This window comes from Roseivirga sp. E12 (assembly GCF_017592825.1).
Taxonomy (GTDB): domain Bacteria; phylum Bacteroidota; class Bacteroidia; order Cytophagales; family Cyclobacteriaceae; genus Roseivirga.
On sequence record NZ_JAGFMD010000004.1, the window covers coordinates 1 to 15,344 of the forward strand.

General features: G+C 41.7%; 13 protein-coding genes. 7 read left to right on the top strand and 6 right to left on the bottom strand.

All coding sequences use genetic code 11. The features are described from left to right. Nucleotides 1-83 precede the first annotated feature (83 nt). The gene (pafA, locus tag J4E76_RS10955; RefSeq protein ID WP_208504109.1) at nucleotides 84-1,706 is read right to left on the bottom strand and encodes an alkaline phosphatase PafA; all 1,623 of its coding nucleotides are present in this window, start codon (nucleotides 1,704-1,706) and stop codon (nucleotides 84-86) included. Nucleotides 1,707-1,713: 7 nt separating this feature from the next. Beyond that, nucleotides 1,714-4,365, bottom strand: coding sequence for a WG repeat-containing protein (locus J4E76_RS10960; protein ID WP_208504111.1), 2,652 nt, complete (start codon nucleotides 4,363-4,365; stop codon nucleotides 1,714-1,716). A gap of 220 nt (nucleotides 4,366-4,585) precedes the next feature. On the opposite strand from J4E76_RS10960, the gene J4E76_RS10965 reads away from it, so the two are divergent. The 6 genes from J4E76_RS10965 (at nucleotide 4,586) to J4E76_RS10990 (ending at nucleotide 11,229) form a co-directional block, all read left to right on the top strand. Beyond that, complete coding sequence (locus J4E76_RS10965) at nucleotides 4,586-7,039, top strand: TonB-dependent receptor (RefSeq protein ID WP_208504113.1); 2,454 nt, start codon at nucleotides 4,586-4,588, stop codon at nucleotides 7,037-7,039. 5 nt (nucleotides 7,040-7,044) lie between these two features. Next, nucleotides 7,045-8,160, top strand: a complete 1,116-nt coding sequence (locus tag J4E76_RS10970; RefSeq protein WP_208504115.1) for a DUF4249 family protein — start codon at nucleotides 7,045-7,047, stop codon at nucleotides 8,158-8,160. Nucleotides 8,161-8,169: 9 nt separating this feature from the next. Then, nucleotides 8,170-9,300 carry a DUF4249 family protein gene (locus J4E76_RS10975; RefSeq protein ID WP_208504117.1) on the top strand — a complete coding sequence of 377 codons (1,131 nt, stop codon included), beginning with the start codon at nucleotides 8,170-8,172 and terminating at the stop codon, nucleotides 9,298-9,300. Beyond that, nucleotides 9,301-9,624, top strand: a complete 324-nt coding sequence (locus tag J4E76_RS10980; protein WP_208504119.1) for a hypothetical protein — start codon at nucleotides 9,301-9,303, stop codon at nucleotides 9,622-9,624. A gap of 68 nt (nucleotides 9,625-9,692) precedes the next feature. Continuing rightward, nucleotides 9,693-10,205, top strand: a complete 513-nt coding sequence (locus J4E76_RS10985; RefSeq protein WP_208504121.1) for a DUF4920 domain-containing protein — start codon at nucleotides 9,693-9,695, stop codon at nucleotides 10,203-10,205. Between the two features lie 298 nt (nucleotides 10,206-10,503). Further along, nucleotides 10,504-11,229: a pentapeptide repeat-containing protein gene (locus J4E76_RS10990; RefSeq protein WP_208504123.1), complete on the top strand. Its 726-nt coding sequence runs from the start codon at nucleotides 10,504-10,506 to the stop codon at nucleotides 11,227-11,229. Between the two features lie 68 nt (nucleotides 11,230-11,297). Here the strand turns inward: J4E76_RS10990 and J4E76_RS10995 are convergent, their stop codons facing one another. The 3 genes from J4E76_RS10995 to J4E76_RS11005 are packed head-to-tail and all read right to left on the bottom strand — an operon-like array spanning nucleotide 11,298 to nucleotide 13,793. Beyond that, nucleotides 11,298-12,095, bottom strand: coding sequence for an SDR family oxidoreductase (locus J4E76_RS10995; protein ID WP_208504124.1), 798 nt, complete (start codon nucleotides 12,093-12,095; stop codon nucleotides 11,298-11,300). Next, entirely contained in the window at nucleotides 12,088-13,077 is a 990-nt protein-coding gene (locus J4E76_RS11000) for an SDR family oxidoreductase (protein WP_208504126.1), read from the bottom strand. The genes J4E76_RS10995 and J4E76_RS11000 overlap by 8 nt, the downstream gene beginning before the upstream one ends. Further along, entirely contained in the window at nucleotides 13,077-13,793 is a 717-nt protein-coding gene (locus J4E76_RS11005) for a CPBP family intramembrane glutamic endopeptidase (protein ID WP_208504128.1), read from the bottom strand. Before J4E76_RS11005 ends, J4E76_RS11000 begins: the two co-directional genes overlap by 1 nt. A 90-nt stretch (nucleotides 13,794-13,883) precedes the next feature. Here J4E76_RS11005 and J4E76_RS11010 point away from each other — a divergent pair, with 90 nt between their 5' ends. Beyond that, nucleotides 13,884-14,612: a DUF6503 family protein gene (locus tag J4E76_RS11010; protein WP_208504130.1), complete on the top strand. Its 729-nt coding sequence runs from the start codon at nucleotides 13,884-13,886 to the stop codon at nucleotides 14,610-14,612. A gap of 4 nt (nucleotides 14,613-14,616) precedes the next feature. On the opposite strand, the gene J4E76_RS11015 is transcribed toward J4E76_RS11010, so the two are convergent. Further along, nucleotides 14,617-15,267 carry a carboxypeptidase-like regulatory domain-containing protein gene (locus tag J4E76_RS11015; protein WP_208504132.1) on the bottom strand — a complete coding sequence of 217 codons (651 nt, stop codon included), beginning with the start codon at nucleotides 15,265-15,267 and terminating at the stop codon, nucleotides 14,617-14,619. Between the last annotated feature and the right edge of the window lie 77 nt (nucleotides 15,268-15,344).

Below are 15,344 nucleotides of genomic sequence, written 5' to 3' on the forward strand. Positions count from 1 at the left end.
AATAAGGAGATTCCTTCGGCCTCTCCCCCCTCAATTACGAGGTTCCGGGTCAAGCTCGGAATGACGAGCAGAGATTTATATGCTTATTTAAACGCTTCGAATATTGGTTGTCCTGTAGCGCCATTAGGAAGCCTAATTTTGAGCAACATGCTAATGGTAGGAGCAATGTCAGTGATGTGCATCTTTCTCACAGATGTACCTTTCTTAATTCCCCAGCCATAAAAGATAATCGGAACGTGTGTATCGTAATTCCAGGCGTTGCCATGACCTGTTCCCTTTGCTCTGCCAGCTTGCCATGCAGGATTAAGAATCATTTTAATGTCGCCCGACTCTTTAGCATGATAGGAGTTTTGCATTAGAGATCTCAGTTGTTCACTGTAGCTGTTTCTGGCCATGTCAGTGGCGGTCAGTGCCAAATGCACACCTTCGAACTTCATAGCTTGTTGCGCAACAAAAAGCTGTATTTCATAGAGGTCTACTCCTTTTTCGGCCACTACATCGTGGTCTAAAAAAGTATCATAGCCCATTGGTCCTTCAAACCATTCAGCGTCACCATACTTTGCATTGACAGCTGACTTGAGCGACTCAGCATAAGCTCCTCTATTGAAATTGTCTACTCTGAATTTATCATTCTTCATACGAAGAGAGTTCTCAGCCACCGCATGATCGGCAGTTAAGAAAACTACATAATTTCCTTTACCTACTTTGTTGTCTAGTGCATCGAGTAGTCTTTCAATTTCCTTGTCTAATCGAATGTACGTGTCTTGAACCTCCTTAGATTGAGGTCCAAAATTGTGTCCAATGTAATCGGGGCTCGAAAAACTCACTGCTAAAAAGTCAGTGGTAGCATCGGCACCAAGGCCTTCAGCGTCAATTGCCGCTAGTGCTAAATCATTCAGAAGTGTATTGCCGAAAGGTGTGCTTCTTATCAGTCCTAAATCGCCATTAGAAGTCCTAAGTTTAGAAAGATCATATGGAAAAGTTGGCGTGTCCTTGCCTCTGAAGCCACCTTCATATGGAGAGTTATCTATACCACTTTCATTGTATTGGCTGATAGGTTTAAGCGTATTCCAAGTCCCACCAAGGTACTTATCAGCCAGTTTTCTATTGTTAAAAGCTTTGACCCAATCCGGAAGGTCAGCCATGTAATAAGAAGAAGTCATAAACTCTCCTGTGCTGGCATCATACCAATAAGAACCATCAGAGTAGTGTCCTCCTGGTAGCGCAGAACCTCTGTCCTTGATAGACATAGCAATCACTTTGCCTTTTTGCATTGTCGAGATCTTAAGCTCGTCTGTGATCGTAGAACTGTACAAGTTCATCGGAGAGATTTTACCACTTCTTGCAGATCCACCGACAGCCACAACGGCAGTATCTTCTGCACAATAGACGGTTCTATTCAATAACCTACTGTACCAAGTGTTGTCAACAATACCATGAACGGAGGGAGTAGCACCTGTGTAAACAGAAGCATGACCAGGACCAGTACTTGTTGAAGAATAGTTGAAATGCCCATTTTTGGCAGCAAAACCATCATTCATTAAGCGTTTTAGTCCACCTTCTCCAAAGTGATTTTCAAAGCGCCAGATATATTCTTGTTTCATCTGATCGACCATAATCCCAACAACGAGTTTGGGGCTTTCGGTTTGGGCTTTTAAGCCAATGGTCAAGATAAAAAGTGATAGAATGAAGATGGTCTTTTTCATAATATGATCATTTTGAAGGGCAAGCTATTCTAAAATACGCTTCTCTCGGAAAGCTCTGTGTAAAAATTTTGTTAGCCGTTTTGTCAAAATAGATAACAATATAGATATCTGCCTCAGGCACAAGTTTCATCGCAAAGTAAATGGGTTCGTCACTACTACCCAACACTTTGATTTCGGTATAGGTCGGTTCTATGAGTTCTCCTTTGGTAAGGCTGTAAATTCCTTCCCCATCTTCTGTGTTAATCAAGAGTGTTTTGTCCAAATCGTCTTCTAGGATATACTCATAGGTAAGGATGCCTTCATACAAGGCCTCATCGCTGGCAATGTCATACATCAACCATTCATTTTCAATTCGGGTCAGCGCAAGCGTGTCATTATAATACACCACCTCGTCAAACTCAAAACTCGTTAAAGACTCAGCTTTAGCGTTGATGAAACCTTTGTACTTTCCGTCAGAGGCTATCAGAACGGTATCACCATAAGGCTCAATTAATTTATCGAAAGTAGGGGGGATGTTTATGTTCTTTTCAGGGTTGATTACGCCCACCTTTCCCTTATCTAAAATGCTTACATAACCGTCTTTATTCGACCCGATGCCATCATAAATAAAGTTGAGTAAGAAGTGACCTGTGCTATCGGCAAGGGCAGCATTGCGTTTTTGTAGCCTAATCATATTAGGGCTTAACGCAGTCACATCATTGTAGGTAGAGGCCAGAATTTCTCGTCCATAGGTATTGTAAATCTTCCTAAACTTTTTCTCATTGGTTAGCATAAAGTAGTCACTCAATGCTTTCTCTCCTGTCGTAATATACTGTTGTGGAATTAGCAGTTGCGGCTCCCAATCATCTCTCATAAGGAGTTCTTTCCCCGTTTTAAACTGTGCCCAGGTAGAGTCGCCTCTGAACTTCATCACCATGTTTTCTCCCCAAAATGACAGAGAGTCATAGCCAAAGCTTGGCCTAGCGTTTCCGACTTGGTCAAGGAGTGTCCAAGTACTGTCTTGCTCTAATGCGAGCCATCGATCGTTTTCTAAGATACGATCGTAGTTTTTTCCACGCAGCAGATCATTATATCGATCGTGCACAAGCTGAATTTTACCTTGAGTTTCGAGTTTCCAGCCATAAGCTCGTTCATAAATCTCATAAGCTCCAAAAGGAATGATTGTTTCGAAGTTTTGATTTAGAATGGATTCTTTGTCATCCCTGATCGCCCAAATTCTACCATTTGGTAGTTCTTCCAATTCATCGTATTGGGGGATAAATGCCGGAGGCTTTGCACCAAGTAATACGGGTAGTAAAGATGTTCCATCAATAAGCTGAATACCGTTTTCTTTTTCGAGCCAAAGCTTAGTTTTAAAAGTATCAATGGCTGTAAATTCATTGGGCAGATAGGGCAGTCCATGGATACTTTCAAGTCCGAAAAGCCCATTTTCTTTAGTTCTAATCAAGCTGTTGGTCAGAACCTTAATTTCTTCCTTCGGACTATCGATAATCACCTGACCGGATTTATGAATCAGTCGATCTCCCTCAACATTGCGAATAACGAGAAGTCCATGACCACCATCGATTACTTCCTCAAATATGCCTTCATAGATGGCATGACCATTTCTGCCAATGACTTGTTTTTTGTTGCCTGTTGTTCCATAAAGAATGTCATTGAACGAAGGGTTACAGAGGCAGTCTTCAGTCAAGGTTTCAAAGCTAGTTTGAAGTCGATTCTCCCCTGATTTGCTCACATAGTTTACCTTACCATTCTCCAGTTTTGGCATCCAAAACTCGCCTTCAAGTGATTGGGCATTTCGAAGTGAGTCCATACTTAGTGCAAAGTCAAAATCTTCAAAAAAGTCACCATCTGGGTATTTAGTTTTGTAAATATGGTAGGCACGATCGGCAAGGATGGAATTGAAATCAGTGCTGGCGTAGTCAATCAAGAACTTTCTAAAGGAGTCTAGTGTGTTTTCTGCTGTGGCATATTGAAAAATCTCCGCCACTACGTTTTTTCGATAAGGGGTATTCGGAAATTCTTCTAAAAAAGAAGTCAGGCTTTGATAACTGCCATCAGCCGTTCGTTCTTCATAGATGAGTCTTTTGTAACGTTTTTCTGCTTCTGCAAAATCTTCCGAGACGGGATACTCACCCATGTATTGTTGATAGCCTTGCCAAGTGTTAATGGCTTCTGATTTTTGGAAGGCAATGTGATTCCTTAATCGAATGGCTTCCTCTATCTGATTCGCATCATTATGGCTTTGCATAAACCAATTATAGGCTTCAATGGTGTGAATAGCCTTGATGTCGATAAACTTGAGACTATCGACCTTGTCTTTTAGGCGCTCTAGTGAAACGGAGTCTACGGATAGTTCTTGGAGGTCTTCAATGTCCTTTGGTTCCGTAACGAACTGCAACTGATCAAAGGCCTGATTTGTATAAAGGTAGGCTGTGTCGACATCATACCTGTCGAAAGCCGTGTCGGTGAACAGCCTGGCATACAAATAGTAGGCGGCCGGATTAAGGGTGTCTTTTGCTATAGATCGGTCCAAAGCCTCAACGGTTTTTACCAGATCACCACGTTGATAGAATCTAAAGGCGCGCTTTGGAATTTCAATGTTCCAAAAGGCGAGCAGGGTTATTAAACCGGATATGAAATATATCTTCCTTATCAAATGACAGACTGTTTCTGAAGGCCAAAAATAATAAACGCTTGACCAAAACCTGTGTTGTGAAACAATAAGCTTAAAACGTTTCTTATATGTGCATATGCGTTCATCACCTTAAACACTTCGTTCACTGAATAAGAAAACGTTTGCATAAAAGACATGACTCAAATTCGTACAAAAAAGACTTATATTATTGCATTGCACGTTTAAACCTGATTACCACCTAATGGATCCATTCTTACAACGAACGCTGAGGAGTGTCTTGATGCTCTTTCTGCTGCTCATTTCTGTGAGCCTCTGGGCTCAGAATAAAGAGCGGGTGGTTGTGGGTGATCCTTCCAAGACCTCCACAGGAAGAGTCAGAATACAGGGCCAGGTGACTGGCAAAGAAGATGGCAAAGGACTTTTTGGCGCTACCGTAGCCATAAGAGGAACCAATATTGGAGCCGTCTGTGATGAGAAAGGAAATTATGAATTTACCATTGCTACTGGTGAGTTTGAACTAGTAGTGCAGTACGTGGGCAAAGTGAATAAGGTCTACGACCTACGGGTGATTGGGAATGGAGTTTTGAATGTCGCTTTGGAAGACCAGGTGGTAACCTTAGATCAGATATTAATCGAAGCAGAAGGAGAGGACAAAAACATCCAAAGAATTAGTGCTGGCGTAAACCGATTGAATATTAAAGAAATTGAAAGCCTTCCTGCATTTATGGGAGAGGTAGATATTGTCAAGAGCCTTCAATCATTGCCAGGTGTATCTACCGTAGGTGAAGGAGCTAGCGGTTTCAATGTAAGAGGAGGTCGTACCGATCAGAACCTGATTTTACAGGATGGCGCCATCTTATTCAATGCCTCTCACGTTTTGGGTTTCTTTTCAACTTTTAATCCTGATGCCACTGAAGCTTTTACGCTTTTCAAGGGAAATATGCCTGCTCAATATGGAGGTCGTATTTCTTCTGTATTGGACGTGCGGATGAAGGAAGGCAATAGCGAGAAAGTGAAAGTAAGAGGAGGACTTGGCCTTGTAGCTAGCCGATTGGTTGTAGATGGTCCTATAAATGGAGGTAAAACAAGATTCCTTGTGGCAGGGCGATCGTCATACTCAGATTGGGTTTTAGGCCGTGCAAGAAATATTGATGTGCAGAACAGTGCTGCACGATTTCACGATGTCAATCTGAAATTAAGCCATCGGTTTGGGACAAAGAACAAAGTGAATTTGAGTTATTACCGCAGTGGTGATTTCTTCAGGTTCGCACAAGATTTCGGTTTTGAGTGGGATACTGACATTCTCAATTTCAGTTGGAACTCTAGTATTACGGATAACCTCATTTCTACTACACGTTTTGTTTCTGGAGTTTATAAGAGTAAGCTTTTTGACCCTTCGGGAATCGATGCCGCAGAGATAGACAACGGCATGAAGTACTATCAGGCACAACAAAACTTTTTTTATACCCCAAGTGATAGGCACAACATCACATTCGGTGCTGATTTAGTGAGATATGATGGCCGACCAGAGATCGCTACACCCATAGGTCCAGATTCTGGAATTTTAGCTGAACGGGTGGAGAAAGAACAAGGAAATGAAATAGGTTTTTTTGTCAATGATGATATCACCATTACCAAGGATTTAGCCATTTCACTGGGTTTACGCTACTCTACTTTTCAAAATAGAGGACCGTACGATGTCTTTCAGTACGCAGATGGTACACAGCGCTTGGTAGAAAATATTGTCGATACAGTCTCTTACCAAAAAGGAGATGTAATTGCGAACTACTCAGGGTTTGAGCCACGGATTGGACTTCGATATACCATTGATGACCGAACTTCCTTGAAGTTGAGTTTAAACCGAACGCGTCAATACATTCATACGCTTTCTAACAGCACCGCGGCCACACCAACGGATATCCTGCAACTGAGTAATACCTATTTGAAGCCACTTATTTCGAATAATGCGTCAATCGGTTATTTCAAAAACTTTAGTGATAACAAATGGGAAACCTCACTCGAAGTTTACCTAAGAGATATTGACAATTTGTTAGACTATAAGGACTTCGTGGACTTACTGTTGAACAATCATTTAGAAACAGATCTCATTGCTGGTAAGGGGCGTGCTTATGGTATGGAGCTGTACATTAAGAAGAACAAGGGGCCCATGACAGGCTGGCTTTCTTATACGCTATCGAGAACGGAAGTACAGATTGAAGGTGAAAACCCGGATGAAGTAATCAACAATGGTGAGTGGTATCCTGCCAACTTCGACCGGACGCATAACTTCTCATGGGTGTCTACTGTACAATTAAGAGGAACCAGCTCATTTAACTGGAATGTTGTTTACAGCACAGGCCGACCGATCAACGGTATCGTCACTAACTATAGAATCGGGAGTACGGTGGTTCCTCATTTCTCCGAACGCAACGAGTTTCGTATTCCGGACTATTTCAGAATAGACCTGAGTTTTACATTCGGCAGAGACATCTTAAAGAAAGAATTAAGAGATAAGCTCGAGGGCAGAAACTACCTGGGTACTTTGACGATCGGTATCTATAATATTCTTTCCAGAAAGAACGCGTTTTCAGTGTTTTTCAAAAGACCTGAAGATTTGGGTTTAATCCCAAGACCTCACAGGCTGACCGTATTAGGAGCTGCATTTCCGAACATCACCTACAACTTTAGATTCTGATGAAGATGCGTAAAACACATGTTCTGTATTTACTGAGTTTGGTGCTCATCTCAATGCTCTTCACCCAATGTGCTGAAGTAATAGAATTAAATAATCAAACGAGTGGTGGGCAGTTAGTGATTGCTGGCCGAATCACAAATGGTACCATGGGCAATGTGGTTAATATTTCAAGGGCATTGCCAGAAGAGCAAGCCCCTGAGCTAATCAGTGGAGCATTGGTAAAAGTTATTGATCAAGATGGTTTAGAGGAGGCGTATGTCGAAACAGCACCCGGACAATACGAACTATGTAGGGATGTAGTGCAAGGTCAAGTTGGAGGAGTATACCAGCTGGAAGTCCAAGTGGATGGAAAAACCTATACATCATCATTGCAAGAGATGATGCCTATTTTGGCCGAAGATGAGTTACGGTTTGAGTTGGATATTCAGGACAATACTACCGGTTCGGGCACAGCGACAAGTACTGATGTTGTCAGAATTTTTGCCAATAGTACTCTGAACAGCCTGCCTGAAGAATTTTACATCCGCTGGACCATGGAAGAATCTTATACCATCACAGGTATGAATTTACCCTTGCGTACTTTTCCTAGATACTCTCCACAGGTATGTTACATCATTAATGAGTTAAGCGCTCAGGAGATTTTTTTGGTAGATGGAACAGAGATAAGGAATGTAAATCTGAATAATCGAGAAGTCGCAGTAAGACCAGTTGATCGTAGCTTCAGTACCAAGCACTATTTTAATATCATACAACTGGGTTTGAACAGGGAGTCACATGAGTACTGGAGTAAGCTTCAATCACTTACTGTACGACAAGGTTCAATTTTCGATACCCCTCCTGCCGCTGTACCGGGTAACTTCCAAAGTTCAGACCCATCTGAACAAGTATTCGGTTTCTTTGAAGCCTCAAGTGCTGATACCACTAGGTTATTGATGACTAATAATGACATTCCACTTTTCTTTTTGGACCCTTGTCAGGTTGATCAGGAGACTTTTCTCAGAATCATCAGGGTGCCATTTGAATGTATCAGTTGTTTGATTGAGAGAGAAATTGTAGAAGCCGAATGTATCTATTGTTCTCTATTGCCTAATAGTACATTGGCGAGACCAAGCTATTTCTAAATTTATGTAATGCACGCTTCCATCTATCATAGAGCACTCAAAAAGGCAGTCGGTGTTGTGCTTATAATAGGTACAGTCTTAGGATGTTCTGAGGTCATAGAGCTGAAGGATGAAACAGTAGGTGGGCAGGTAATTATCTATGGTCGCATAAGCAACAGCACCCAAGCCAACGAAGTAGTTATTTCTAGAGCTGGTCGAGCGAGCACAGCCCCAACGCCAATTGAAGGAGCAAGTGTAAAAATCATAGATGATAATGGTCTGGAAGAGGTTTTGGTGGAAGGTGAACCAGGTCATTACACCCTGGAACGTAGGATTATTTCTGGAGAGCCCGGAAAGTCCTACCGTTTGGAGGCTAACATCAATGGGGCTATCTATTCCACAGACTTTCAAGAACTCATGCCAGTGATCTCTCAGGATGAAATGCGATATGAAATTGGAGTTGAGAAAGATATTACTTCTTCAGGTGCAGCAGTGGAAGAGGATGTGGTCCGCTTATTTGTAAATTCTGACTTGCCTGACGATTTGCCTGATAGATTCTTTGTGAGGTGGGAGATGGAGGAGGTGTACTCCGTGTTAACAGGAAATTTTCCGGCTTTTTGGTTTCCCATTGCCCCAGATCAAGGCCAATGCTTTGTAACGCATAAGTTGGGTGCAGAAGAGATATTTCTGCTAGACGGTAGAAACATTAGACGAAGCGACTTAAGAAACCGAGAACTCATTACCCGAAGAATCGATAGATCATTCCAAAACAAGCATTACTTTAATCTCATTCAATCACGGGTAAGTGAAGAGAACTTCGATTATTGGGAAAATGTAAGGACTTTGACCATTACGAATGGGTCTATATTTGATCCAATTGTGGGGCCACTTACAGGGAATATTAAAAGTGAAGATCCTGGTGAAGAAGTCTTTGGTTTCTTTGAGGTGGTCGGTATTGATACCACAAGACTGTTGATGACTAACAACGACATTCCGGTCTTTTTTCATGATCCATGTAATTTTCAAGGTGATAATATTGTTCCTCTACTGACAGTGCCTTTTGGTTGTTTTCAGTGTCTTATAGATCAAAAATTGATTGACCCGGCCTGTGCATTTTGTTCTGAAGTACCCAATAATGGACCCAGACCTAGTTATTTTTAAATGTCCACTATTAACCAACGTATTGCTGTCCTGATCAAGGACTTTAGAGATTCCGAAAGCGGCTTTGCAAAGCGCATTGAAGTTTCGAGTTCGGTTATGTTCAATATTGTGAATCCCAAAGGGCGAAAGAGTTATCCGAGTGGCCCTGTATTAGAGAAAATTCTGGACTTACAGAAAGAAGGGAAGAGAGTTTCAGCAGAGTGGCTGATGAGAGGCGATGGGGAAATGTATCAGAGTGCGGAAAGCTCTAAATTTACCAACCCTGAGGAGGCACTCGAATACTTGAGAAAGGAGTTCATTCGTTTACGTCAAGGTGATAAATAAGAGAAACTGATAAAAGTCATTGGGCTGACAAGTTTATACTTGATATCTTTGCCCTATAAGTTATAGCTATGAAGAAATTTATGTTTTTGAGTTTTGCCCTGCTAGCATTTGCCTGCAGCCCGCAACAAAAATCAGAAGAGAATACCGCAGAGATTGTCGGTAAGTACGGAGCTGAAATCTCTGAGACGGGAATGATCTCAGTCGATGATATGGTAGCCAAGTTATCAGAGTCAGATTCTATAATGGTAAAAGTGAAAGGCGAGATCACAGCTACTTGTGCCATGAAGGGCTGTTGGATGAATTTGGTGATGCCAAATGGAGAAGAAATGAGAGTTACTTTCAAAGACTATGCATTCTTTGTACCGAAGGAAGGCATGGAAGGTAATGAAGCCCTAATCGAAGGCGTAGTGACAAGAACAGTCACCGATGTTGAAACACTAAGACATTATGCTGAAGATGCAGGAAAGCCGCAGTCTATCATTGACGCGATTACTGAAGCCAAAGAAGAGTTGGCTTTTGAGGCTAGTGGAGTTATTATTTACAAGACTCAAGTCGAAGAACAAACCAGCACCACGGAATAAGAGTGATAAAACCTTAGTAAAAGCCACTCCGATACATCGGGGTGGCTTTTTTTTTGAGGTAGGGTATTTTACATGAACCAGTATTTATTGTCAGCGTATGTCGTGCGCCGGGTTTTTCCATAGCATACGAACAGCGGTCCTACTATTTGTTTCTAAATAGTAAGTTTTGGTCTATGGTGCCCAGACAGAAGGTCTGGGCACTCCCTTTTATGCAACCTTTTGAAGTTTTTTACATCTACTCTTTATAGGACTGTAACCAAATTCACTTTTATCAGTCTACATAAAAAACCCAAAGGTCATGAAAACTCAAAAACTCACTACACGCGCAATGATCACATGCGCATTTTTAATGCTTCTTTCAGTTTCGGCATTCGCCCAGCAAAAAGTAAAGGCTTCCGATATAATGGATGCCTTGAAGAAGGGAGATGAGATTACTTACAAAGATGTTACCATAACGGGTGTACTGGATTTCACCTTTATGGATGAGAAGAAACCAGATTTGCCTAGAAGAAGACGTTGGTGGAGAGATGGTTCTGACAATGAAGTCAAAGAAACGATTACATCTAAAATTTCATTTGTGAATGTCACCTTCGAGGATGATGTGCTGGCTTATTTTCACGATGAAAGATCGGAATACACTTTCACTGCAGATTTTGAGAGAGATGTCACTTTTGAAAACTGCAAGTTCGAAAGAAACGCTATGTTCAAATATTCTGTCTTTGAGCGTTCAGCCAATTTTAAAGAATCTTCTTTCAATGAAGAAACTACTTTCAAGTATGCTGAATTTGAAGATAAGGCTGACTTTTCTAAAACCTTCTTCGATGAAGATGCCATTTTCAAGTATACCAAGTTCAGGGATGGTGCCAACTTCAATGCAGCCAAATTCGATCGATCTTTAGATATGAAGTATACTAAGGTGAGAGGCGATTTGGATATCAAAGGTTTGGACGTACGATGGGACATCATTACCAAATACGCTGAAGTAAATGGCAGAAGCTTTACGCGCTACTTAATGGATAATTAAACTACCCATAAATAGATCGAGGGAGCTCTGATCCCGAAGCTTCGGGACGGAGCTTTTTCTATTTAAGACTATTTGGATTGCTTTATGAAGGCATTGGCCAACATGCGCATCTGAATGCTGTAGGGGATTATCCTTCCCAGAGCCTTGTAAACCTTTGGCATAAAGCCAGGTATCGCAATGGCCTTACCCTGATACATACGTGCCAGTGCATACTCAGCGACCTCTTCAGGCGTTTGTTGGGTCATTTTGGAAGCTTTACCCATTTCCTTGTCACGCTGAATTACATCAGGGTTGGTCAAAACAGCCGCAGGGCAAAGAATCGTCACACCAATATTCGTGGCTTCCAATTCCTTTCTCAAAGACCGAGAAAAGGAATGTACAAAGCGCTTACTGGCTGAATAAATACCTTTGTATGGTATGTCATAGAAAGAAGCCATACTCGCTACATTCAAGACATATGTCTTCGGCAGTCGCTTCATATCTTCCAGGAAGAGATGAGTGAGCATTACCAAAGAAACCATATTTAATTGCATCTGCCCATAATAGAAGCTAGCCTCTCTGCTAAGGAAAGCGCCTGAATTACCCAAGCCTGCATTATTGACCAGTATGTCTACTATGTAGCCATTCTGCTTACACCAATCGTAAATCTCTTGAGGGCTTTCCTTCTGCATCATGTCGGTGCCGAGTGCATCAAATGACTGAGTCGGATATTGCTCCTTTAAGGCTGCGGCCACTTCCTCAAGTTTTGGTTCGGGAAGTGCTACCAATAGGACATTCTGTCCACGGGCAGCGCAGTTTTCGGCTATCGCTTTACCAATACCATTGCTGGCACCGGTGACTAAGGTATAAGTGTTTTGATCAGACATTATTTGCTTTCAGCCATTCGACTGTATTCTCAATTCCTTGTTTTAACGGAGTTACCTGATAGCCAAGTTCGTTTTGAGCCTTCGCACTAGATACACTCCATTTATAGAGATATTTTCTTACCCATCCTGGGGTGATCATTGGTTGCCTTCCAAACTTCTCTGCCATAAATAACTGTAGCTTTCCGAAAGTCAATAATACTCCCAATGGCATTTTATAGAGTTTATACTTCTTGCCGCCAATCTCTGCAATCGTATCGAACAACTCAAAGTAGGTAGCGTCATCACCTCCCAGTAAGTAACGTTCTCCAGCACGACCGTTTTGCATCGCCAAGATGTGTCCATTGATGACGTCATCAACGTAAACATAGTTGCCTGTGCTTAGTCCATCACCAGGAATAAATTTCCATTTGCCTTCAATGTATTGCTTCACCAGTTTGGTTACCGAGTTACTCACGTTCAGCGGCCCTGGCCCATATACTCTTGTGGGGTTTACAATTACTACATGCTGGCCTTTGGATACGTACTCTTTAATTTTGAGTTCCGACTCATATTTGGTGCTCTCGTAATCGGTAAAGAAGTCTACCTGTCTCGGTGTGTCTTCATTGACGGGCCCATCAATGGCGGGTCCGATTACACCTGCAGTTGAGGTGACCACTACTTTAGACACTCCTTGCTTCTTAGCGGCATCAAGTACATTCAATGTACCGTCAATATTCACTGTTTTGAATGTATCATCTTTAGCCCATACACTTGCAAAAGCTGCTAAGTGATAAACTTCATGACAGGCTTTCATGCCATTTTCCAACGCCTCTATAGCGAATAGGTCACCTTCTATAAAGGAAATTCTTTCATGCTTCAGGTCGGTAGCCTTGCTCATGGAGCGAACTAGAGCCACAACCTCATTGCCTTCATTTGCCAATTTCATGGCCAACTTTCTGCCAATAAATCCGGTACTGCCTGTTATGAATATTCGTTTCGACATTAAATCACTTTCATATCTGGGTGATGCCTTAAAGAGAAAAAGAAATTAGATAAGGCTAATGTAATGTGGACGAAGAAAGCCACCCAAATGGTTCCTGTCGTAAGCGTGACTAAGCAAAGAATTATACCCAAGGGTACAGCTCCAATGGTTTCTTCTAAATTTTTTGGTACATGTACCAAGGCATACAAGGCCGCATTAAGAATTATTGCGGGCCATTCTCCCAATAACGGCACTGTAGCAAAGAGCAACAAGCCTCTGAACATGAGTTCGTAACCAAATAGGTAAGCACACCAGGTAAATGCATTAGTTGCTACCATAGGTTTTGTCCATTCCTTTTCTCTAACGTTGGGGTAAAACGCGAGATTTTTAGCCTTCTTGGAATTGAAGAAGTTCATGGGAATGATGATCAGTGCCAAACCGAAAATCCAATACAATGAGATGTCGTGGTTTTTGAAAGCCACACCATAGTCTGATATGTCCTTTCCTAAGACTAAAATCATAATCACAGCAGGGATAATGCCTATCGTCATGGCACCTACATAGCGATGAGACCAAATGGCTCTGGTGTTGCCCTTTGCTTCGCCAAATTTTTGAAGAAAGCTTTGCTTTACCTTCTCAGATATCGAGTAAAAATGATAAATGCTAAAGCCTACTGTGACCAGGGCAATGGCAAGTATAGGTTCTAAAAAATCAGATTTCCAAATGGGGATGTCCATGCAGGCAATTGTGCTATGAATTGGCAAAAATAAAAACATCTGCTGGAATAAGGACGCAAGGCTTTATAAATTACAGTTCAATCCAATGTTATGAAGAAGTTATTATTGAGTCTATCTATCTGTTTGCTGACAACCGCGTTGTATGGCCAGTCCGTAACTGCCGATCAACTGGTCAACCGGACTATTGCTTTTCATGATCCAGATGGCTGGTGGAGTAGGGTGAAAATGGACATGGTGATTGAAATGGAAACACCCAACAGATCTCCCAGACTGAGTAATGTTGTTGTTGATAACATCAAAGGAGGGTTTCATATTTCTGTGCTGAGTAATGAAAGACTATTAGAATGGATGGTTGATGGCAAAGACTCTTGTGACTTTAAAGTAAACTTTGCTAGGCCAACTGCAGAACAAGCAGACTCTCTGAGTCTGACTCCAGACCGTGCGAGAAGGTGGCGCGACTACTATACTTACCTCTATGGCTTGCCTATGAAGCTTAAGGATGAAGGGACGAATATCGATGATAAGGTAATTGAAACGACCTTTATGGGTAAATCAGTACTTTCCTTAAGAGTGACTTATGATGAGTCAGTGGGAAAGGACATATGGTATTTCTATTTCAACCCGAATACCTATGCCATGGTTGGTTACAGGTTCTATCATGATGAAGCAAAAAACGATGGGGAATACATTGTCTTGGATGACATGATCATCGAGCAAGGGATGAGAATACCCAAGAATAGGAGTTGGTTTACGAATGCTGAAGACAAACTGTTAGGAACAGATTACCTCAAGGAGTTTAAAGTTGATAGAGGCTGGTAAAAAGCTATTTCTTCTTCTTACGCTTCAAAGAATTGATAAACTGAGACCAAGCAAAAGGATTCAAGAGCGGGTTTGCGCGTGGTCCTGCACTATTTTGAAGGTTGACAAACTGCTGATTTTGCATAAACCTGTAGTTGGCACTTGGGCTAGCTTGCAAAGGTGTAGATCGAATTAACTCTTGAATCACCTCAGGAGCAAAACTATTGATTACATTCTGTTGATCCTCATTAAGGTTCATTGCCAGTATGGCTTCCTTAAACAATTCTTCGGAAGGAAAGGGATTTACCTCAACTTCACCGAGATCTACAAAGTCTTCCTCCATTGCAAAAATCACTGTCCAGCGATCGCCAACATTGTCAGGAACAACCACTTCTCTATTCTTGAAACCAACAGCACTAATTATAAGCGTATCTCCGGCAAGAAATGCCTTACTAATCCAGCCTTTATAATCTGTGATATCTCCACGACCACTTTTCTTATTGAAGACGTGTACGCCAGGAATGGTCTGCGTACTATCCATATTCATCACAAGACCAGATACCTGAACAATCTTTAAGTCTTCACGATCTTGAGCATTAGCAGCTTTTGGCAAGCATGCTGTAAACACTATTGCCAGCGATAAAATCAGATAATATTTTTTCGTAAGATGCTGCACCAATTGAATATGTAGTAATCTTTTACGGAAAGGAAATCAAATGGATTAGATTAACGATTTGCTTTACGTTACAATGA

Bases quoted from the DNA above. Each gene is read 5' to 3' on its own strand.
- J4E76_RS11005 (WP_208504128.1), bottom strand. From the start codon at position 13,793: ATGGACATCCCCATTTGGAAATCTGATTTTTTAGAACCTATACTTGCC.
- pafA (WP_208504109.1), bottom strand. From the start codon at position 1,706: ATGAAAAAGACCATCTTCATTCTATCACTTTTTATCTTGACCATTGGC.
- J4E76_RS10970 (WP_208504115.1), top strand. From the start codon at position 7,045: ATGCGTAAAACACATGTTCTGTATTTACTGAGTTTGGTGCTCATCTCA.
- J4E76_RS11010 (WP_208504130.1), top strand. From the start codon at position 13,884: ATGAAGAAGTTATTATTGAGTCTATCTATCTGTTTGCTGACAACCGCG.
- J4E76_RS10980 (WP_208504119.1), top strand. From the start codon at position 9,301: ATGTCCACTATTAACCAACGTATTGCTGTCCTGATCAAGGACTTTAGA.
- J4E76_RS10985 (WP_208504121.1), top strand. From the start codon at position 9,693: ATGAAGAAATTTATGTTTTTGAGTTTTGCCCTGCTAGCATTTGCCTGC.
- J4E76_RS10965 (WP_208504113.1), top strand. From the start codon at position 4,586: ATGGATCCATTCTTACAACGAACGCTGAGGAGTGTCTTGATGCTCTTT.
- J4E76_RS10990 (WP_208504123.1), top strand. From the start codon at position 10,504: ATGAAAACTCAAAAACTCACTACACGCGCAATGATCACATGCGCATTT.
- J4E76_RS10975 (WP_208504117.1), top strand. From the start codon at position 8,170: ATGCACGCTTCCATCTATCATAGAGCACTCAAAAAGGCAGTCGGTGTT.
- J4E76_RS10995 (WP_208504124.1), bottom strand. From the start codon at position 12,095: ATGTCTGATCAAAACACTTATACCTTAGTCACCGGTGCCAGCAATGGT.
- J4E76_RS11000 (WP_208504126.1), bottom strand. From the start codon at position 13,077: ATGTCGAAACGAATATTCATAACAGGCAGTACCGGATTTATTGGCAGA.